This window comes from Rathayibacter sp. AY1H2, from assembly GCF_002931985.1.
GTDB lineage: Bacteria > Actinomycetota > Actinomycetes > Actinomycetales > Microbacteriaceae > Rathayibacter.
The window spans coordinates 115,933-134,079 of record NZ_PSUV01000003.1; the positions used below are offsets into that span (position 1 = coordinate 115,933).

An 18,147-nucleotide genomic window follows, 5' to 3' on the forward strand; every position below is an offset into this window, starting at 1 on the left:
CGGCGGGCCCTGCGTGCGGGTCCTGCGCAACACGGCCGGCCGGAGGCGCGACGCGCGCCCGGCCGAGGCCCCTCCCCACTCCGATCGCCCGGGTGCGCCCCGACGATCGCCGCTCAGCCAGCCCTTCCAGACAGGAGAGAACGATGACCTCGTCCGACACCACCACCACAGGCGCCCCCCGATCGAGCGGGCGCATCGGCCTCTGGCTGATCGGGGCCCGGGGCAGCGTCGCCACCACGGCCGCCGTGGGCCTGCACGCCATCGCCGCCGGAGCCGCGCCCAGCTCGGGCTGCGCCACCGCGACCCCCGCCTTCGAGGACGTCCCGCTCGCCGGGTTCGCCGACATCGTCATCGGCGGCCACGACGTCTCGCCGACCCCGCTGCTCGAGAAGGCCACGGGCCTCGCGGCCGGTGGCATGTTCCCGACCTCGGTCGTCGCCGAGGTGGCCGACCGGATCGACGCGACCGACGCCGAGATCCGCCTCGCCCCCGCCGACGCCGCGTCGCAGCAGGAGGAGATCGACCGCCGGGCCGCCGACATCGTCGCCTTCCGCGAGCGCCACGGCCTCGCCCGGGTCGTCGTGATCGACGTCGCCTCGACCGAGGTGCTGCCGGCCGACCGTCCCGAGTTCCACGACCTCGCCGCTCTGCGCGCCGCCCTGGCGCGTCCGGGCGAGCGCCTCCTGCCGCCGAGCTCGATCGCCGCCCTCTCGGCCGTCGTCGCGGGCGCGGCCTACGCCTGCTTCACTCCCTCGACCGCGCTGGCTCTGCCGGCCCTGGAGGAGTGGGCCGCCGAGGCCGGGATCCCGATCGCCGGCCAGGACGGCAAGACGGGGGAGACCCTGCTCCGCAGCGTGCTCGCGCCGATGTTCACGGCGCGCGGGATGCGCGTGCTCTCGTGGGCGGGGGCGAACCTCCTCGGCGGCGGCGACGGGCAGACCCTCGCCGACCCGGAGGCGGTGCGCTCGAAGCTCGTCTCGAAGAACCGAGGACTCCGCAGCCTCCTCGGCGACGACGTCGTCACTCCGCTCCACATCGACAACGTCCCGGACCTCGGCGACGTCAAGACCGCCTGGGACCACGTGCACGCGGAGGGCTTCCTCGGCTCGCGGATCACGGTGCAGACGATCTGGTCGGCGTACGACTCGGCCCTCGCGGCGCCGCTGATCCTCGACCTCGCCCGCCTGCTGGCGCTCGCGGACGAGGCCGGCGTCTCGGGCCCGGTCGGCGAGCTCGGCTTCTTCTTCAAGGACCCGTGGGGCAGCGACGTGCACGGCTTCGCCGAGCAGACCGCGGAGCTGGTGGCCTGGTCCGCCCGCACCGGCGCGCTCGTCGCCGAGCGCCGCACCCCGGTGACGAGCGGGACGCGGAGCGATGGCTGAGCTGCGCGACTACCTCGAGCTCGTCCGCGCGAAGGCCGCGCTGACCGTGATCGGCGACACCGTCGCGGGCCGAGCGTGGGCGGGCCGCGGAGTGGGAGCGCGCACGGTCGCGCTCCCACTGTCCTCGGCGCTGCTCTACTCGGCGGGCATGGCGCTCAACGATTACGCGGACGCCGAGCTCGACGCCCGGGAGCGGCCGGAGCGGCCGATCCCCTCGGGGCGCATCCGGCGCTCGGCGGCACTGGGCACGGCGGCCGCGCTGACCGCGGCGGGGATCGTCGTGGCGGCCGTCGTGGACGGGCGGCGCTCGCTCGCGCTCTCGCTGCCGCTCGCGGCCGGGATCTGGTCGTACGACCTTCTCGCGAAGCCGACTCCGCTGGGCCCGGTCGTGATGGCGGCCTGCCGCGGTCTCGACGTGCTGCTCGGCGCGGGCGTCGACGGCGTGCGCGCGGCGGCCCCCGCCTCCGCCGCTGTGGCCGCGCACACGCTCGGCGTCACCGTGCTCTCGCGCGGCGAGGTGCACGGCACCACCCCGGTCGCGGCGGGAGCGGTCTCGGCCGGCACCGCGGCGATCGCGCTGTCCACCGCGGCCGGCGCTCTGGCCGAGCGCCGGGCCGCCCCCGCCGCGGTCGTCGCCGCGGGCCTCGGGCGCTGGCTCCTGCTCGTGCTCACCGCGCAGCTGCAGGCCGTGCGGACGCCGACGGCCGCGGCCGCGCGGACGGCCACCCGCGCGGGCATCACCGGGATGATCCCGCTGCAGGCTGCGCTCGCCGGTCTGAAGCGTCCCGAGCTGGGGGCGGCGCTGCTCGCGCTCGACGCGCTCGGCTCCCTCCTGCTCCGCCGCCCGCGGACGGCGGACATCACATGAGCGCCACCGGACCCGTCCTCGGCTACGGCACCAACGGCTTCGCCGACCACACCCTCGACGACGCGCTCACGGTGATCCACGCCGCGGGGTACCGCGCCGTCGCGCTCACCCTCGGGCACCCGCACCTCGATCCCTTCGCAGCCGACTGGCGCGAGCGGACGCTGGCGCTCCGGTCGCGGCTCGACGAGCTGGGCCTGCGCGTGGTCGTCGAGACGGGCGCGCGGTACCTGCTCGACCCGTTCGCGAAGCACCGCCCCACGCTGGTCGACGAGGAGGCCGGCCCCCGGGTCCGCTTCCTCGAGCGCGCGATCGAGATCGCCGCGCTGCTGGGCGCCGACGCCGTCTCCCTCTGGTCGGGGGTCGTGCCGGCGGGCGCGGATGCGGCCGCGGCCTGGCGGCTGCTCGTCGAGCGGATGCGCGGCGTCGTCGCGACGGCCGAGCGCCACGGCGTGCGGCTGGCCGTCGAGCCCGAGCCGGGGATGCTGGTGGAGACGGTGGCCGACGCGCTGCTGCTGCGCCGCGAGCTCGGCGACCCGGAGTCGGTCGGGCTGACGGTCGACCTCGGCCACTGCGTCGTGGTGGAGCCGGACGGCGTGGTCGGAGCCCTCCGCAGCGCCGGGGACCTGCTGCTGAACGTGCAGGTCGACGACATGCTCCCGGAGCGGCACGAGCACCTCGAGCTCGGCACCGGATCGCTCGACCTCGCGGCCGCCTTCGCGACCCTCGCCGAGATCGGCTACCGCGGGATCGCCGCCGTCGAGCTGCCCCGGCACTCGCACGACGCGCCCCGCCTGGCCGTGGCGAGCCTCGCGGCGATGGAGGAGGCGCTCGGCGGCGCCTCCTCGCACGCCGAGCACCCGTGGACCGCGGCCGCCCGCTCCGCCGTCCTCGAGCGCCCGTCGCGGATCGAGCGCTTCTTCCCCGCCGCGGGCCGCGAGGCCGGACGCGAGCCGCTCCGGCCCGCCGAGGACCCGCACGGCCTCGTCCACGGCACGCACGACGACGCGGCCCGCGCCGCCCTGGTGCAGGCCGCGGCGCAGGCGCTCGGCGACGACGACCTGGCCGCTCTCCTCCTCCGCCTCTACCGCGGCGGGGACGGCGCCGAGCGCCGCGGAGTGCTGGCCGGGCTGAACGCCCTCGGCGACCCGGGACCGGCGACGACCCTCGCCGGTCTCGAGCTGACCGCCGACGCCCTGCGCGCCAACGACACCCGGCTCGTCGCCGCGGCGATGGGCTCCTTCGCCCGCCGCCACCTCGACGCGCACGCCTGGCGGCACGGGGTGCTCAAGCTCGTCTTCCTCGGCGTCCCGCTCGCGGCGGTCGCCGGGCTGGAGGAGCGCAGCGACGCCGAGCTGCGCGCGATGGCCGGCCGCTTCGCGGACGAGCGCCGCGCGGCCGGGCGCCCGCTCCCGGACGATCTGGCGGTGCTCCTGCCGAGCTGACCGCCCCCGAACGCCGCCCCGACCGCGGGGCACCACCACCGATGAGAAAGGCGCGACGATGCGCATCTTCGACCCGCACATCCACATGACCTCCCGCACCACCGACGACTACCAGGCGATGTTCGACGCCGGCGTCCGCGCGGTCGTCGAACCCTCCTTCTGGCTCGGCCAGCCGCGCACGAACGTCGGCTCGTTCACGGACTACTTCGACGCCCTGATCGGCTGGGAGCGCTTCCGCGCCGCGCAGTTCGGCATCCGCCACCACTGCACCATCGGGCTCAACCCGAAGGAGGCGAACGACCCGCGCTGCCGGGCCGTCCTGCCCGAGCTCGACCGCTACCTCGCCAAGGACGGCGTCGTCGCGGTCGGCGAGACCGGCTACGACTCGCTCACCCCCGAGGAGGACCAGGTCTTCCGCCAGCAGCTCGAGCTCGCCGGCGAGCACGGCCTCCCCGCGATGGTGCACACCCCGCACCGCGACAAGGAGTCGGGCACCCGCCGGACCCTCGAGGTCGTCGCCGACTCGGGGCTCGAGCCCGGGCGGGTCCTCGTCGACCACCTCAACGAGGTCACCGTCGACGCGGTCCGCGACTCCGGCTGCTGGATGGGCTTCTCCATCTACCCCGACACGAAGATGGACGAGACCCGCCTGGTGACGCTGGTCGAGCGGATCGGGCTGGACCGCGTCCTGGTCAACTCCGCCGCCGACTGGGGCCGCTCCGACCCGCTCACGACCGCGAAGACCGGCCGCCTCCTCCTCGTCGCCGGCTTCAGCGCGGGCGACGTGGACCGGCTGCTCTGGCAGAACCCGGTCGAGTTCTACGGGCAGAGCGGACGCCTGGACCTCTCGCCCGTCGCGGGCTTCGACGTGCAGGAGTCGGCCGGCCGCACCTTCGAGGGCAACTCCGTGCTCCGGGGCGCGCCGCGCGTGGCGGAGGTCGTGTGATGCACCTCTCCTACTGCACCAACGTCCATCCCGCCGAGGACCTGGCCGGAGTCGTCCGCCAGCTCGACGTCTACGCCGGACCCGCGCGCGTGGCCGCCGGGCTCGCCCTGGTCGGAGTCGGCCTGTGGATCCCGCGTGACCTCGCGGCCCGCCTGGTCGCCAGCGCCGAGGACCGCGCCGTCCTCCGCGCGGCCCTGCAGCGCAACGGCCTGGAGGTGCGCACGCTCAACGCGTTCCCGTACGCCGCGTTCCACGCCGAGGTCGTGAAGCTCGACGTCTACCGCCCCGACTGGACCACGCCGGAGCGCCTGCAGTACACGATCGACTGCGCGCGGATCCTGGCCGACCTGCTGCCCGCCGGCGCCGACGGCAGCATCTCGACGCTGCCGCTGGGCTGGCGCGAGGGCTGGGGACGGGAGCAGGACGAGGCCGCCTGCCGGAACCTCGCCCGGCTCGTCGAGGAGCTGCGCGACCTGCGCCGCTCCACGGGCCACGCGATCCGCCTGGCGATCGAGCCCGAGCCCGGCTGCATCCTCGACACCGTGGACGACGTCGTCGACTGGCTGCACCCGCGGATCGGAGTGGTCGACCCGGCGTACGTGGGCGTGTGCCTGGACACCTGCCACCTCGCCGTCTCCTTCGCCGACCCGGTCTCGGCCGTCCGCCGCATCCGCGACGCGGGCCTGCGCGTGGTCAAGGTGCAGGCCTCGGCCGCGCTCCACCTGGAGGACCCCTCGGGCCGCGCCGCGCTCACCCCGTTCGTCGAGAAGCGCTACCTGCACCAGACCCGCGAGAACGGGATCGACGGAGTGCTCCGCGTCGACGACCTGCCCGAGGCGCTGGACACGCTCCCCGGCACCGGCCCGTGGCGCGTGCACTTCCACGTGCCGCTGCACCACCGGCCGGAGGCGCCGCTCTCGGCGACCACGGCCGTCCTGGCGGAGGCGGTCTCGGCGGTCGACGCCGCCTGGCCGTACGACGAGATCCACCTCGACGTCGAGACCTACACCTGGTCGGTGCTCGCCGACGCCCCGAGCGACCTCTCGACGGGCATCGGCGCCGAGCTCGCCTGGGCGGCCGCGCACCTGCTCACGCCCGCCTCCCGAGAGGCGCTGCTGGCGCCCCTCCTCCCGCAGGCGGCGGCGCTGTGAGGCCCGTGCTGCTGCTCGACGTGGTCGGGCTGACCTCGACGGCGCTCGCCGACATGCCCCGCCTCTCGCGGCTGGCCCGCGCGGGCGGGCGCCTGCCGCTGGACACGGTCCTGCCCGCGGTCACCTGCAGCGTGCAGTCGACCATGCTCACCGGCTCGATGCCCGCGCAGCACGGGATCGTCGGCAACGGCTGGTACTTCCGCGACCTCGGCGAGGTGCACCTGTGGCGCCAGCACAACCGCCTGGTCACGGGGGAGAAGGTCTGGGAGACCGCGCGCCGGCTGAGCGGGGAGCCGTACCGCGCGGCCAACATCGGCTGGTGGTACGCGATGGGGGCGACGACCGACGTCACCGTCACTCCGCGCCCGATCTACCACGCCGACGGCCGCAAGTCGCCGGACGCGTACGTGCGCCCGCCGGCGCTGCACGACGAGCTGGTCTCGCGCTTCGGCGCCTTCCCGCTGTTCCAGTACTGGGGGCCGACCGCGTCGCTCCGCTCGACCCAGTGGATGGTCGACGCGACCCGGCACGTGCTGGCCGGAGACGGCTCCGGACCGCCCGAGCTGACCACGGCGTACCTGCCGCACCTCGACTACGACCTCCAGCGCTTCGGTCCGGACTCGCCCGAGGCGCGCCGGGCCGCGTCGGAGCTCGACGTGGTGCTCGCTCCGCTGCTCGACGACGCGGAGGCGCTGGGCGCGTCGGTGATCGTGGTCGCCGAGTACGGGATCGCCGACGCCGACACCCCGGTCGACGTGAACCGGGCGCTCCGCCGCGAGGGCCTGCTCGAGGTCTACGTGCAGGACGGCCGCGAGCAGCTGGACCCGTGGACGTCGCGCGCGTTCGCCGTCGCCGACCACCAGGTCGCCCACGTCTACGTGCAGGACGCGGCGGACCTGCCGCAGGTGCGCTCGATCCTCGAGGGGCTCGACGGCGTCGACGAGGTGCTCGACCGGGAGGCGCAGGCCCGCTACGGCCTCGACCACGAGCGCTCGGGCGAGTTCGTCGTGGTCGCCCGGCCGGGGGCGTGGTTCACCTACTACTACTGGCTCGACGACGACCGCGCGCCCGACTTCGCCCGCGGCGTCGACATCCACCGCAAGCCCGGCTACGACCCGGCCGAGCTCTTCTTCGATCCGGCCGACCCGCTGGTGAAGGCGAAGGCGGCGGGCAACCTGGCCAAGAAGGCACTGGGGCTGCGCTACGCGATGAACCTGGTGCCCCTGGACGCGTCGCTCGTGCGCGGCACGCACGGGAGGCTGCCGTCCTCATCGGCCGACACCCCGCTCGTGCTGGCCTCGGACGCGGACCTGCTGCCGGCCGGAGCCGCGTCGCTCCCGGCCACCGCGGTGCGCGACCTGGTGCTCGCGGCGCACGGCCCGGCCCTCGCGAAGGAGGCGTCGGCGCTCGCGCGCTGAGGGAGGGGACGCCCGGCGGCCCGTGCGCGGGCCGTCGGGTGTCGGGGGCTCAGCCGGGGTCGCCGCGGTCCGACGCGAGCTCAGGCGAGCTCGCCGCGGACCGACGCGAGCTCAGGCGAGCTCGCCGCGGACCGCAGCGGGCTCAGGTCCTCGCCGCGGACCCAGCCGGGCGGCCGGGCGGCTCAGCGCGGCACGAGCCCGGTGAGCCGCGCCGTCAGCCGCTCGACGGGACCCGCACCGAGGAACCGCCACCACAGCACGGCGGCCGCGCACAGCCCGAGCACGAGGGCGAGAGCGGCGAGCGGAGTGTCGGCGGAGTAGCCGAGGCCCGCCCGCGCGAGCGCCGCGACGAGAGCGACCTGCAGCACGTAGACCGAGAGCGCGAGCGTGCCGATCGCCCGGAGCGGCACCAGCAGCCGCTGGACCGCGGTGGAGCGCGACGTGGTCAGCAGCACCACCGCCACGTAGGCCAGGAGCACGAGCCCGAGGTCGTGCAGGGTGTCCGGGAGGCTGCCGGAGGGCGACTCCACGCCGAGCAGGAGCGCGACCAGCGGCCGCACCGGGTACGCGACGACCGCGACCGCCGCGAGCACCGGCAGCAGCCGGTCGCGCTGCGCGCCGTGCCGCAGCAGCAGGGCTCCGAGGAGGAAGAAGGGGAGCAGGTTGGTCGCGCGGTAGCTCGGCCCGGTGAAGAGCCAGACGGCGAGCGGAGAGCCGGGTGCGGCGGCGGCGACCGCGGCGTTCGCGGGCCCGGCGGCGAGCGCGAGCACAGCGGCCAGCGCGGCGATCGTCCGGGAGCGGAGGAGCAGCAGCGGCGTGCCGAGCACGAGCACGACGCCGAGGTACTGCAGCACGATCGCGATCCAGCTGCCCCAGGTCTCGAGCCAGACGCCGAGCGCCACGAGCACCGCGCCGCGGATCGCGTTCCGCAGCAGCACCCGCCCGGGGGAGGCACCGGGCCGCGCGAGCACCAGGGCCGCCGACATCCCCATCACCAGCGCGAACAGCGGTGACGCGAGATCGTTGACGTTCCACGCCAGGAACCCGACCACTCCCGTGCGCGCGCTCGGCACGAGCGGCATCGCGTGCGCGACGAGCATGGCCGCCACCGCCACTCCGCGCAGCACGTCGGGGGCGACCAGTCGGTCGTGCCGGAGTCGCGGAGCCGTCGCAGTCATCCCGCGAGAGTAGGCGCGCCCCCGCCGCCGCGCCCCGCGCGAGCGCACCTCGCGCCACCGGCCGCCCGCCGGGCCGTCCGCCGGGCCGTCGGCCGGGGCGCCACCCGCTCCGCCGACGTGCGCTGCTGTCCGCTCCCCTCCGTCGGCCGGGGCCTCCGGCCGCCCGCTCCCAGCCGTCGCTGACCGGCCGCGGCGCCGCCCGCCCCGCCCGCGTGCGCTGCTGTCCGCTCCGCTCCGTCGGTCCGGGCCTCCGGCGGCCCGCTCCCACCCGTCGCTGACCGGCCGCGGCGCCGCCCGCTCCGCCGACGGGCGCTGCTGTCCGCTCCGCTCCGTCGGCCCGGCCTCCGGCCGCCCGCTCCGATCCGTCGCTGACGGCCCGTTCCGTCCTCCCGCACGGGCCGTTCGTGACGGATCGACGCCCGGCGCCCTCCGGCAGGCCCGCGCTCGCTCCGCATGCGGCGCCCAGTCGCGCCCGGCCCGCTCCGATCCGTCGCGGACGGCCCGTCCTGCGCTCCTCCGCAGGCCGTGAGCGACGGATCAGCGCCCGCCCGCGCCGCCGCCTCGCGCGGATCCCCGCCGCAATGCCCCGTCCGTGCCCTCGGCCTGCTCCGATGCGGCACGAACGGCTCCTTCCGTCCTCCCGAAGCGACCGGCCGTGACCCCTCGGCGCCCGTTCGTCCGCACGCGCGCCCGCGCCGCCGCCTCGCGCTGGGCGCAGGATGTCCCGGCCGTGCCCCCGGCCCGCTCCGATGCGTCGAGAACGGTCCCCTCCACCCGTCGGAAGCAACCGTTCGTGACCCCTCGACGCCCGCTCGTCCGCACGCGCGCCCGCGCCGCCGCCTCGCGCTCGGCGCCGCCGCGACGTCCCGGCCTCGCCGCGGCCTGCTCCGATGCGTCACGAACGGTCCCTTCCTCCCTTCCGAAGCGACCGTTCGTGACCCTTCGACGACCGTTCGTCCGTACGCGCGCCCGCGCCGCCGCCTCGCGCTCGGCACCGCCGCGACGTCCCGGCCTCGCATCGGCCTGCTCCGATGCGTCACGAACGGTCCCTTCCTCCCTCCCGAAGCGACCGTTCGTGACCCCTCGGCGCCCGCCCGCCCGCGAGCGGCCTGCACTCGGCCCGCACCGAGCACGACCGGGCATGCTGGACGGATGACCGACGCCGCCCCGTCCCCCGACCGCCCGCGCCGTGCCCGCAGCCAGCACGTGCTCACCGTGCTGCGCACCGAGCGCCTCACCGGCCACCTGGTCCGCGTGCACCTCGGCGGCGACGGGCTCGACGCGTTCCTCGCCGAGTCCGACCCCGAGCGCCTCGCCGCGACCGACCGCTACGTGAAGCTCCTGCTCCCGCCGCGCGGCTCCGACCTCCAGCCGCCCTTCGACCTCGACGCGCTCCGGGCGAGCGTCGCCCCCGAGCAGCTGCCCGTGCGCCGCACCTACACCGTCCGCTCGGTCGACCTCGAGCGGCGCTCGATCGCCGTCGACTTCGTCGTGCACGGCGACGAAGGGGTGGCGGGACCGTGGGCGCTCGCCGCGGCTCCCGGCGACCGGATCGCCCTCTCCGCGCCCGGCGGCGCCTGGTCGCCGAGCGCCGACCCCGAGGTCGTGCACCTGCTGCTCGGCGACGACTCCGCTCTGCCGGCGATCGCCTCCGCCCTCGAGGGGATGTCCGCGCACGCGCGCGGCCTGGTCCTGATCGAGGTCGACTCGGCCGCCGACGAGCTCGATCTTCCCGCTCCGGCCGGAGTGGAGGTGCGCTGGCTGCACCGCGGCGGTCTCGAGGCCGGCCGGGCGCTGGTCGTGGCCGTGCGGGCCGAGCCGAGGCCCGAGGGCGTGCTCGAGGTCTTCGCGCACGGCGAGCGCACGGCGATGAAGCAGCTGCGCACCCTCCTGCAGGACGAGTGGGGCGTGGAGCGCCGGGCGCTCTCGCTCTCGGCCTACTGGGCTCTCGGCCGCGCCGAGGACCGCTTCCAGGCCGAGAAGCGCGAGCCGGTCGGCGCCATCTTCGCCGACTGACGCGGGAGCGCACTCCGTCCGCGCACCTCCGGGAAGGGACCAGCCTCGGACCCACCTCTACTCCGGTCCCCACGACCGGACCGTCCGATGGCGGTCCGGCCCTGCGAGCCTCGCGCCCGCCGCCCCCGCCGTTGTGCGGGCTGCTCGACCGACACGATGAGGAGAGCCCCCGTGGGAGTGCTGATCTTCGGCGCCTGGCGGCGCCGGATCGAGTTCGAGGACCGGACGCTCGCGAACGTGCGGATCGCCGTGCGCGCGCGGATGGAGCAGGGGCAGCCGTTCCGCTTGACCTGGAGGACGCTGCAGGAGTCGGAGCCGCGCTCGCACGCGATCCTCGTGCAGCCGAACGCGGTGCTGGAGTACCGCTTCGATCGTCCCCGTCTGCACGCCGTGAACCGCCTCTGGCTGCGCGAGCTCCTCACCCCCGCGTCCGGCCGCGACATGGTCGTCGCCGCCGAGCCCGAGCAGGCGCCGCTCCTCGGTGACGACCGTCCGTCCCCGGTTCCCGAGGGAGGGCTCGCGGCCTAGTCGGAGCGGAGCCCCTCACTCCCGGGCGAGGCCGACCGGGAGCCCGCCCGCGAGGGCGGCGGCGGATCCGAAGAGCAGCGCCCCCACCCCGCCCGGGGCGGTGGCGACGACGGTGTTCAGCACGGCTCCGACGAGCGCGAAGCCCAGCACGTTCGGCAGCGAGAGGATCGCGTCGAGGTCGACCTGATCGCCGACGACCTGCCCGAGGAGCGTGTCGGCCTGGGTGAAGAGGTCCGAGTGCACGAGCAGCGGATGGGCGACCAGGACGGCGACGAGGCCGAGCACCGCGAGCGCGAGGCCGAGCAGGAACGAGAGCTTGACGGCCGACCAGAAGTCGACGTGCACGAGCGTGAGGCGGAGCGGAGCCTGATCGCCGGCCGGCTTCCCGGAGCCGGTCATCGGGCGTCAGCGGCGCGCTGGTCGGCGGCGACGACGTCGACGACGACGAGGGCTGAGGCGGCGGCGAGGGCGAGGGCGCGGTTCACGAGGGTCTCCTGGGGCGGGACGGGCGCCGGGAGCAGAGGCTCGGCGGCGTTCTGCCAGAGTCCCGGGCCGGAGGAGTCCGTGCGTCGTTCGGGAGTAGCGTCCGGTGCGCCTCGGGGATGACCGCGCGTCCGCTGCTCCCGCCGACAGCCCGCCACCCGCCGAGGGCCCCTCCTCTCCGGCGTGCGGTCGATGCGGATCGCCGCCTGCCGCTCGCAGGACCTCCTCCGCGCGGTGGATCCTGCCCGGACACGGAGCGCCGCGCAGGACGCCGCGGCCACCGCCCCAGCGGGACTCCCGCCGACACGGATGTTGCAGCGCCGCCGCAGCCGGACATGTACCTGTGACTCCGCGAAAGGGGAACCATGAGCATCCGCTCCCGAGACGACTTCTCCGAGCTGTACCGCGCCCACTTCGACGACCTGCTCCGCTTCGTCCGCCGCCGCGCTCCCGCCGCGACGGTCGACGACATCGTCGGCGAGACCTTCCTCGCCGCCTGGCGTCGCCGGCAGGACCTGCCGGAGAACGTGCGGCCCTGGCTGTTCGGCACCGCCCGGCACGCGATCCTCAACGCCGCCCGCGGCGAGAACCGCCGGCAGGCGCTGGCCGTGCGGATCGGGACCCTCGCCCCGGAGGAGCAGGCCGACCCGTCGGTCGGCGACCGCCTCGACCTGGCGAGCGCGTGGAAGCGGCTGCCCCTCGCCGAGCAGGAGGCTCTGGCCCTCCACGTGTGGGAGGACCTCCCGCAGGCCGAGGCGGCGCAGGTGCTCGGCTGCTCCCGGGCCGCCTACGCGATGCGGCTCAGCCGCGCGAAGCGGCGGCTGGCGGCGCTGCTCGCCCCCCTCGACTCCACCCTCCTCTCCTGGCACGGCAGAACGGACCCTCTCATGACCGACCAGCTCCTCGACCTGCTCCGCGCCCACGACGCCGAGCCCCGCACCCCCCTCACCGCTGGCGAGGCCGCACGTCGGGACGCGCTCCTCGGCGAGATCCTGGTCAGCGAGGACGCGGCCGCTCCCCGTTTCTTCCGCCCCCGCGACTGGGCCGTCGCCGGCGCGGCGACCGTGCTCCTGACCGCCGCAGCCGCAGCCGCGGTGGTCGTCGTGGTCCCGGGTCTCATCCCCGGCACCGGCTCCGTCGGGCTGAACCGCGCGGTGCTCGCCTCCTGGACCGCGATCCCCGAGCGCATCCTGCCGAGCTCCGAGCTCGGGCAGTCGGCGACGCAGTGGTGCGCGACGAACCTGCAGAGCCCCAACGGCGAGGCAGGGCCGGCGGAGGTCTCGCACCTCGACGCGCGCGGCGACGCCGCCTCGATGATCTACCGCTTCGACGACTCCCGCTACTACTGCCTCAGCGCCGGGAACGGCGCGGGGATGTGGGAGGTGGCGGACGCCGCACCGGTCGGCCCCCTCGCCGCGGACGCCGTCCAGCTCAGCTCGGCCGGAACCTTCGGAGAGGGGGACGCCGCTCTGATCTACGCGGTCGGCTTCGCGGGCGCGGACGTGGAATCGGTGGTGCTGAACGAGGCCGGTGTCGAGCCGGTCGTCGCGACCCTCGAGGGCGGCTCCTGGACCGCCTGGTGGCCCTCGTCCGACGGTCTCGCCGCCGGGCCCGCAGGCACGGTCACGATCACCACCCGGGACGGCTCGAGCCGCGAGGTCCCCGTCGACTCCCTCTACCGCCCGTGAGCGGGCCGCGGCACTCCCGTTCGGACGGGCCGGAGCAGGAGGGGACGGGTGCGCGCGTCCTGTCCACGCGCTTCACCGACGTCCACTACCTCGACGAGGGACCGGAGGACGGCACTCCGCTCGTGCTCGTGCACGGCTTCCCCGACGTCCCCGCCACCTGGGACGGCGTCCTGGAGCTGCTTCCCCCCGGGCTCCGGGTGGTGCGCCCCTTCCTCCGCACCCGCGCCTCCCGTGACGCGCTAGAGCGTCTGCGGCCGCGGACGGTCCGTGCCCACCCCGCGGACGCTCCTGCTGGAGGCCGCGAGGAGCGAGGCGACGAGGACGACCGCGGCGCAGCCGAGCAGGGTGCGGTCGAGCCCGACGAGGTCGGCGAGCGGGCCCACGAGCGCCTCCCCGAGCGGCACGGCGAGGAAGGAGCCGACCATGTCGTAGGAGTAGACCCGGGCGAGCGCCTCGCGGGGGACATGGGTCTGCAGCGACTGGTCCCAGGCGATGGCGAAGATCTCGAGCGCGACTCCGCCGAGGGCGAAGGCGAGGAGGAGGGCGGGGAGCGCCGGGACGGCTCCGAGGGCGGCGACCGGGACGGCCGTCACCGCCATGAGGGCGACGCCCGCCCCCAGCGCACGGCGGGGCCGCCAGCGCAGCGCGATCACGGCCCCGATCACCAGGCCGACGGTCTGCGCGGCGATCACGAGTCCCCATGCCGCTCGGCCGAAGGACCGGTCGGCGACGACCGGGCCGAGGACCGTGGTCGCGCCGACGAACGCGGCGTTGACGGCGGTGAACTGCGCCACGACGATCCACACCCAGCGCCGGCTCGTGAACTCCCGCCACCCCTCGCGGAGGTCGGCGAGGACGGAGGCGCCCGGGCCCGAGCGGACCGTCCGCGGCAGCCGCACACGGGAGTAGAGGACCGCGGCCAGGGCGAAGCCTGCGGCGTCGACCGCCAGCCCCCACCCGGGACCCACCAGTGCGACGAGCGCGGCCCCGCCTGAGGCGCCGACGATGCTCCCGGCGTTCAGGCCCAGGCGGAGCAGGGCGTTGGCCGGGCGGAGCTCGCCGACCGGCACCGTCTCGGGGACGAGGGCGGCCGCGGCGGGCAGGCTCATCGCCGCGACGGCGCCGTTGAGCACGCTGAGCACGACCAGGGCCGCGACGGTCGCCGTCCCCGTGATCACCGTCACGGCGACCGCGGCCTGAGTGGCTGCTGCCGCGAGCGCGGTGCCGACGAGGATCACGGAGCGGGGGAGCCGGTCGGCGAGGACGCCGCCGAGCAGCAGGACGGCGACGTTGGCGAGGGAGCGCGCGGCGACGACGAGTCCGAGGTCCGTCGGCGAGCCCGTCAGGTCCAGCACGGCGAAGGCCAGGGCGATCGGAGCGACGGCGTTGCCGAGGACGCCGGTCGTGCGGGCGGCGAGGAGCCAGCGGAAGGGGCCGTGCGCGAGAGGACCGTGCGCCAGCGGCCCGCGCCCGTCGCGGGTCACGGCCGGCGGAGCGGGAACATCGCGGTCGTCATCGACACCGGCGCGGTCCCGGGGGTCCTCGGCGGCCGGGCCGCCGCGTGCAGCAGCGCGGACGCCTCCCCGACGTGCCGCACCACCCGCCGCCAGACCTCGGGGTCGACCCAGAGCTCCGCGTCCGTCGAGAGCTGAGGACCGTCCGCCCGGCTCGACGAGCGCCGCCGGAGCTCCTCGATCAGGGCCTCGAGGTGCAGGTCCCGCTCCTCCTCCGGCCCGGCGTCCACTGACGCGGTCACGTCGAAGGGCCTTCCGGAGGCCTCGTGCCGGTACCTCTTCGCCTCGCCGCCCCGCAGGCGCACGGTCTCGACGACGGCCACGAGCCCGGCGCGCTCCAGCACGCGGAAGTGGTAGCTCGCCGTCGCCTGCGACAGCTGCAGCTCGCGGGCGGCCTCCGCGGCGCTCATCGCCGCTCCCGTCACCAGGGACAGCAGGCGGAGGCGGATCGGATGCGCGGTGGCGCGCAGCTCGTCGAGAGAGGACATGCGGCCATGGTGACCGGCGGCTCCCGCACCGTCAAACAGGGCTTTGGGGGTGGGGCGGCGCTCACCGAGCCGCTCCGGTGCACATCGGGCGGCGCTCGCCGGGCCGCTCTGACGAGCGATCCGGAGGGCCCACCGCTCTCCCCAGCGATCAGGGAGCGGGGCCCGGAGTCGTCCTCCGGGCCCCGTCGCTCAGACCTGGGCGGTGCCGCTGTCCTCGACCGGGCCGGACGCGTCCGACTCCTCGGTGATCTCGGTGTCGGTCTCGTCGGCGCGGTCGCGGAGCGCGTCGGCCATCGCGCCGGCGCCCTCGGCTCCGTGGTCGTGCTCGACCTGGTCGATCAGGCCGCCGAGCTTCTCGTCGTTGCTGGCGTCCTCGGCTCCGTCCATCACGGGGCTGTTCTGCTCGTTGTCGCTCATGGCGCTCCTCCTGGGTCGACCGGCCTCTGCGCCGGTGGTCCGACGCTACGCGCGCGGCCCGTGCGGTGCAGGTGATCGACGGGAATCGGCCAGTCCGGTATCGAGCGCTCGATGGGCGTTCCCGGTCATCCCCGAGTCGAGCGGATATCGCTTTCCACCCTCCGGAGAAGTGAGCGGATATCGCCTGTCGAATGAGCCCCTATCGCTTTCCGGCGAGGTGAACAGTTCTCTCAGAGAAGTGCCCCTCGGAGACCCTCCCTGCTATGATCGGGCGACTTCTGCACCAGGGACCGGGGGGTCGTTCTCGGCGGACGATCGATCATCCACACGCCTGTTATCTCGATCATCACCAGTGAAGGCGCGTATGGCTTCGTATCTCTTCGTCTGCTCCGGCGGCGGGCATCTCAAGGAGATGTTCGCCCTCTCGGGGCTCCTCGGAGTCGACCCGGAGGAGCAGCACTGGGCGACGGTCGACAGCGCCCTCAGCCGCACCCTCCTCGCCGACCGGCGCGTGACCCACCTCGCCGATCCGCCGCCCCGCGCCGTGGTGCCGGTGCTCCGCAATGCGATGATCGGCCGCTCCCTGCTGGCCCGCGGGTCCTTCGACGCCGTCTTCAGCACCGGAGCCAGCCCCGCCCTCTCCTTCCTGCCGCTCGCGGCCTCGCGCGGCATCCCCGCGCACTACATCGAGAGCGCCGCCCGCGTGCTCGGCCCGTCGATGACCGGTCGGATCCTCGCCCGGGTCCCCGCCGTCTCGACCTACACCCAGTACCGCTCCTGGGCCGACGACCGCTGGAGCTTCGGCGGCTCGATCTTCGACACCTACCGCGTCGAGGACGTCGTCCCGCAGCCGATCCGCCGCGCCGTGGTCTCGGTCGGCACGCAGGACGGCTACCCGTTCCCCCGCTTCTTCGCCGCGCTCGCGCCGCTGCTCGAGGGCGTGGAGGTGCTCTGGCAGACCGGAGCGAACGACGTCTCCGGGCTCGGGATCGACGGCCGCCACTCCGTGCCGCACGACGAGCTCAACGCCGCGATGAAGGCGGCCGACGTCGTCATCGCGCACGGGGGAGTGGGCACCGCGCTCAGCGCCATCGAGCAGGGCCGGGTGCCGATCCTGGTTCCGCGCCGCGCCTCGTTCGGCGAGCACGTCGACGACCACCAGGTGCAGATCGCCACCCGCCTGGCCGACTCCGGCCTCGCGGTCACCGTCGACATCGAGGGCCTCTCCCGCGAGACGCTCGAACTCGCCGCGGCGAGGCGGGTCGTCTCCGCCGATTCCGCCGTGCCCTTCGTGGTGCACGAGACGGCCGAGAAGTCCTCGGGCCTCTCCCGCCGACTCTTCCCCTCCTCCCGCTGATCCCCGCCCGAGCGACCAGACGTGATGAGAACGACATCCACGCGTCATCCGCGGCCCGTACACTCTCGAATGGGTTGGGGGGCCGGACGTCACTTCATGTGCGTCGAATTCGGAATGGTCGGCCGACTCGACACTGATGGCGAAAGCTCCGAAGGATTCTCGATATGACTGACACCCCGCGCGGCCTCTCGCGCCGCCTCCTGCTCGCCGCCTCCGCTGTCGGAGCCGCCGCGACCGCCTCCGCTCTCGTAGCGACCCCGGCGCTCGCCGCGCCGAACTACAGCGTGATCCCGAAGCTTCCGGGCGAGGTCTCGCGCCTCGACACCGCGTTCTCGAAGAACGGCAGGAAGCCTTACGAGATCATCGATGTGAAGATCGGCGGCGACTCCACCCGCCTCTTCGTCCCGCACTCGGCGAAGCCGAAATCAGGCTCCTCGGTGCCGGTCGCCTGGTTCTACCACGCCAGCGGCAGCGACTACACGTCGCTCTACTTCGCCTACAGGTACTCGGCCGATCCACTCGTCGACCTGGGCTTCGTCAGCATCTGTCCGGACTTCGGCGGTCCGAGCAACTACACCAACCCCACGGCGCTCGCCGTGCAGACGGCCGCCACGGCCTGGGTGCAGAACCTCTGGGACGTCCGCGCGAGCTTCCTCCGCTCGAACTCCGGCGGCGGAGCGATGATGTGCTGGGCCTACGCGAAGAAGATGGTGCCGAACATCTACGGGGCGTACCACGCCAGCAGCGTCTTCGACGTCGAGGACCTCGCGGCGCGCGATACCAGTCCGTCGAACCGCGTTCTCGCCGTGTACGGGGGAGACCGGGCGCTGATGCGCGCGACCAACCCCGCCCGGCTGCCGCAGGACGCGTGGAAGGGCATGCGTCTGCGCGTCAGCGCCGGCACGGCCGACAAGCTCGCTCCCGCCGAGCTCCACGGCGGACGCCTGCGTCGCCTGGCGCTCCCCGTCGCCAGGGAGGCGACGATCGCGTACCACAGCGGCGCCGAATTCGATAATGGTCACGTCGTACCGGAGTTCACCAACAAGGACTCGGTCGGGACCTTCCGCCGCTGGCTCCAGGAGGGCCCCGCCTGATCCGCGGCAGGATCGACGCGACCCCTCCTCCCCGGGGGTCGGCGCCAGGGTCGAGCAGTGGAGGAGGAGGGCACGGCATCGCAGGCGTCCCAGCCGCCGAGAGGCGGCTCGCGAGGGCATCGCGATCCTCATCGAGGCCGACGGGACCACTCCCGTGAGCGCCGCACCGCCCGCCCC

The 18,147-nt window shown here is 75.1% G+C and carries 16 protein-coding genes; 11 read left to right on the plus strand and 5 right to left on the minus strand.

Annotated features, from left to right (window positions below):
• The first annotated feature begins 143 nt into the window (after positions 1-143).
• From C5C29_RS04135 to C5C29_RS04160, 6 genes are read left to right on the plus strand one after another with little or no spacing between them, the layout of a single operon-like run.
• On the plus strand, positions 144-1,382 hold the full coding sequence (locus C5C29_RS04135; protein ID WP_104222464.1) for an inositol-3-phosphate synthase: 1,239 nt from the start codon (positions 144-146) through the stop codon (positions 1,380-1,382).
• Positions 1,375-2,250 (plus strand): SCO3242 family prenyltransferase, encoded by an 876-nt coding sequence (locus C5C29_RS04140; RefSeq protein WP_219812902.1) that lies wholly within the window; start codon positions 1,375-1,377, stop codon positions 2,248-2,250. Before C5C29_RS04135 ends, C5C29_RS04140 begins: the two co-directional genes overlap by 8 nt.
• Complete coding sequence (locus C5C29_RS17385; RefSeq protein ID WP_104222465.1) at positions 2,247-3,692, plus strand: EboA domain-containing protein; 1,446 nt, start codon at positions 2,247-2,249, stop codon at positions 3,690-3,692. Before C5C29_RS04140 ends, C5C29_RS17385 begins: the two co-directional genes overlap by 4 nt.
• 58 nt (positions 3,693-3,750) lie before the next feature.
• The gene (locus tag C5C29_RS04150) at positions 3,751-4,638 is read left to right on the plus strand and encodes a TatD family hydrolase (protein WP_104222466.1); all 888 of its coding nucleotides are present in this window, start codon (positions 3,751-3,753) and stop codon (positions 4,636-4,638) included.
• Positions 4,638-5,789 (plus strand): metabolite traffic protein EboE, encoded by a 1,152-nt coding sequence (eboE, locus tag C5C29_RS04155; RefSeq protein WP_104222467.1) that lies wholly within the window; start codon positions 4,638-4,640, stop codon positions 5,787-5,789. Before C5C29_RS04150 ends, eboE begins: the two co-directional genes overlap by 1 nt.
• Positions 5,786-7,207 (plus strand): alkaline phosphatase family protein, encoded by a 1,422-nt coding sequence (locus C5C29_RS04160; protein ID WP_104222468.1) that lies wholly within the window; start codon positions 5,786-5,788, stop codon positions 7,205-7,207. The genes eboE and C5C29_RS04160 overlap by 4 nt, the downstream gene beginning before the upstream one ends.
• 182 nt (positions 7,208-7,389) lie before the next feature.
• On the opposite strand, the gene C5C29_RS04165 is transcribed toward C5C29_RS04160, so the two are convergent.
• A complete protein-coding gene (locus C5C29_RS04165; RefSeq protein WP_104222469.1) occupies positions 7,390-8,385 on the minus strand; it encodes an acyltransferase family protein in 996 nt (331 codons plus the stop codon).
• A gap of 1,152 nt (positions 8,386-9,537) precedes the next feature.
• Between C5C29_RS04165 and C5C29_RS04170 the strand changes: the two genes are divergently transcribed.
• Positions 9,538-10,401 carry a siderophore-interacting protein gene (locus tag C5C29_RS04170; protein ID WP_104222470.1) on the plus strand — a complete coding sequence of 288 codons (864 nt, stop codon included), beginning with the start codon at positions 9,538-9,540 and terminating at the stop codon, positions 10,399-10,401.
• Positions 10,402-10,572: 171 nt separating this feature from the next.
• Entirely contained in the window at positions 10,573-10,929 is a 357-nt protein-coding gene (locus C5C29_RS04175) for a hypothetical protein (protein ID WP_104222471.1), read from the plus strand.
• A 15-nt stretch (positions 10,930-10,944) separates the two neighbouring features.
• Here the strand turns inward: C5C29_RS04175 and C5C29_RS04180 are convergent, their stop codons facing one another.
• On the minus strand, positions 10,945-11,328 hold the full coding sequence (locus C5C29_RS04180; protein WP_104222472.1) for a DUF3566 domain-containing protein: 384 nt from the start codon (positions 11,326-11,328) through the stop codon (positions 10,945-10,947).
• A gap of 449 nt (positions 11,329-11,777) precedes the next feature.
• Between C5C29_RS04180 and C5C29_RS17040 the strand changes: the two genes are divergently transcribed.
• Positions 11,778-13,100 (plus strand): RNA polymerase sigma factor, encoded by a 1,323-nt coding sequence (locus C5C29_RS17040; protein WP_181065542.1) that lies wholly within the window; start codon positions 11,778-11,780, stop codon positions 13,098-13,100.
• A gap of 239 nt (positions 13,101-13,339) precedes the next feature.
• Here C5C29_RS17040 and C5C29_RS04190 read toward each other — a convergent pair whose 3' ends face one another.
• The 3 genes from C5C29_RS04190 to C5C29_RS04200 form a co-directional block, all read right to left on the minus strand.
• Positions 13,340-14,584 (minus strand): MFS transporter, encoded by a 1,245-nt coding sequence (locus C5C29_RS04190; RefSeq protein ID WP_258062160.1) that lies wholly within the window; start codon positions 14,582-14,584, stop codon positions 13,340-13,342.
• Positions 14,581-15,102, minus strand: coding sequence for a helix-turn-helix domain-containing protein (locus C5C29_RS04195; protein ID WP_104222473.1), 522 nt, complete (start codon positions 15,100-15,102; stop codon positions 14,581-14,583). The genes C5C29_RS04190 and C5C29_RS04195 overlap by 4 nt, the downstream gene beginning before the upstream one ends.
• A gap of 189 nt (positions 15,103-15,291) precedes the next feature.
• On the minus strand, positions 15,292-15,519 hold the full coding sequence (locus C5C29_RS04200; RefSeq protein WP_104222474.1) for a hypothetical protein: 228 nt from the start codon (positions 15,517-15,519) through the stop codon (positions 15,292-15,294).
• Positions 15,520-15,883: 364 nt separating this feature from the next.
• Here C5C29_RS04200 and C5C29_RS04205 point away from each other — a divergent pair, with 364 nt between their 5' ends.
• Both C5C29_RS04205 and C5C29_RS04210 read left to right on the plus strand, forming a co-directional pair.
• A complete protein-coding gene (locus tag C5C29_RS04205; RefSeq protein WP_104260670.1) occupies positions 15,884-16,876 on the plus strand; it encodes a glycosyltransferase in 993 nt (330 codons plus the stop codon).
• 164 nt (positions 16,877-17,040) lie between these two features.
• The gene (locus tag C5C29_RS04210; RefSeq protein WP_104222476.1) at positions 17,041-17,970 is read left to right on the plus strand and encodes a S9 family peptidase; all 930 of its coding nucleotides are present in this window, start codon (positions 17,041-17,043) and stop codon (positions 17,968-17,970) included.
• Positions 17,971-18,147 lie beyond the last annotated feature (177 nt).

Excerpts from the sequence above, each read along its gene's own strand:
- C5C29_RS04135 (WP_104222464.1), top strand. The coding sequence starts at position 144 with ATGACCTCGTCCGACACCACCACCACAGGCGCCCCCCGATCGAGCGGG.
- C5C29_RS04140 (WP_219812902.1), top strand. The coding sequence starts at position 1,375 with ATGGCTGAGCTGCGCGACTACCTCGAGCTCGTCCGCGCGAAGGCCGCG.
- C5C29_RS17385 (WP_104222465.1), top strand. The coding sequence starts at position 2,247 with ATGAGCGCCACCGGACCCGTCCTCGGCTACGGCACCAACGGCTTCGCC.
- C5C29_RS04150 (WP_104222466.1), top strand. The coding sequence starts at position 3,751 with ATGCGCATCTTCGACCCGCACATCCACATGACCTCCCGCACCACCGAC.
- eboE (WP_104222467.1), top strand. The coding sequence starts at position 4,638 with ATGCACCTCTCCTACTGCACCAACGTCCATCCCGCCGAGGACCTGGCC.
- C5C29_RS04165 (WP_104222469.1), bottom strand. The coding sequence starts at position 8,385 with ATGACTGCGACGGCTCCGCGACTCCGGCACGACCGACTGGTCGCCCCC.
- C5C29_RS04170 (WP_104222470.1), top strand. The coding sequence starts at position 9,538 with ATGACCGACGCCGCCCCGTCCCCCGACCGCCCGCGCCGTGCCCGCAGC.
- C5C29_RS04180 (WP_104222472.1), bottom strand. The coding sequence starts at position 11,328 with ATGACCGGCTCCGGGAAGCCGGCCGGCGATCAGGCTCCGCTCCGCCTC.
- C5C29_RS17040 (WP_181065542.1), top strand. The coding sequence starts at position 11,778 with ATGAGCATCCGCTCCCGAGACGACTTCTCCGAGCTGTACCGCGCCCAC.
- C5C29_RS04195 (WP_104222473.1), bottom strand. The coding sequence starts at position 15,102 with ATGTCCTCTCTCGACGAGCTGCGCGCCACCGCGCATCCGATCCGCCTC.
- C5C29_RS04200 (WP_104222474.1), bottom strand. The coding sequence starts at position 15,519 with ATGAGCGACAACGAGCAGAACAGCCCCGTGATGGACGGAGCCGAGGAC.
- C5C29_RS04205 (WP_104260670.1), top strand. The coding sequence starts at position 15,884 with ATGGCTTCGTATCTCTTCGTCTGCTCCGGCGGCGGGCATCTCAAGGAG.
- C5C29_RS04210 (WP_104222476.1), top strand. The coding sequence starts at position 17,041 with ATGACTGACACCCCGCGCGGCCTCTCGCGCCGCCTCCTGCTCGCCGCC.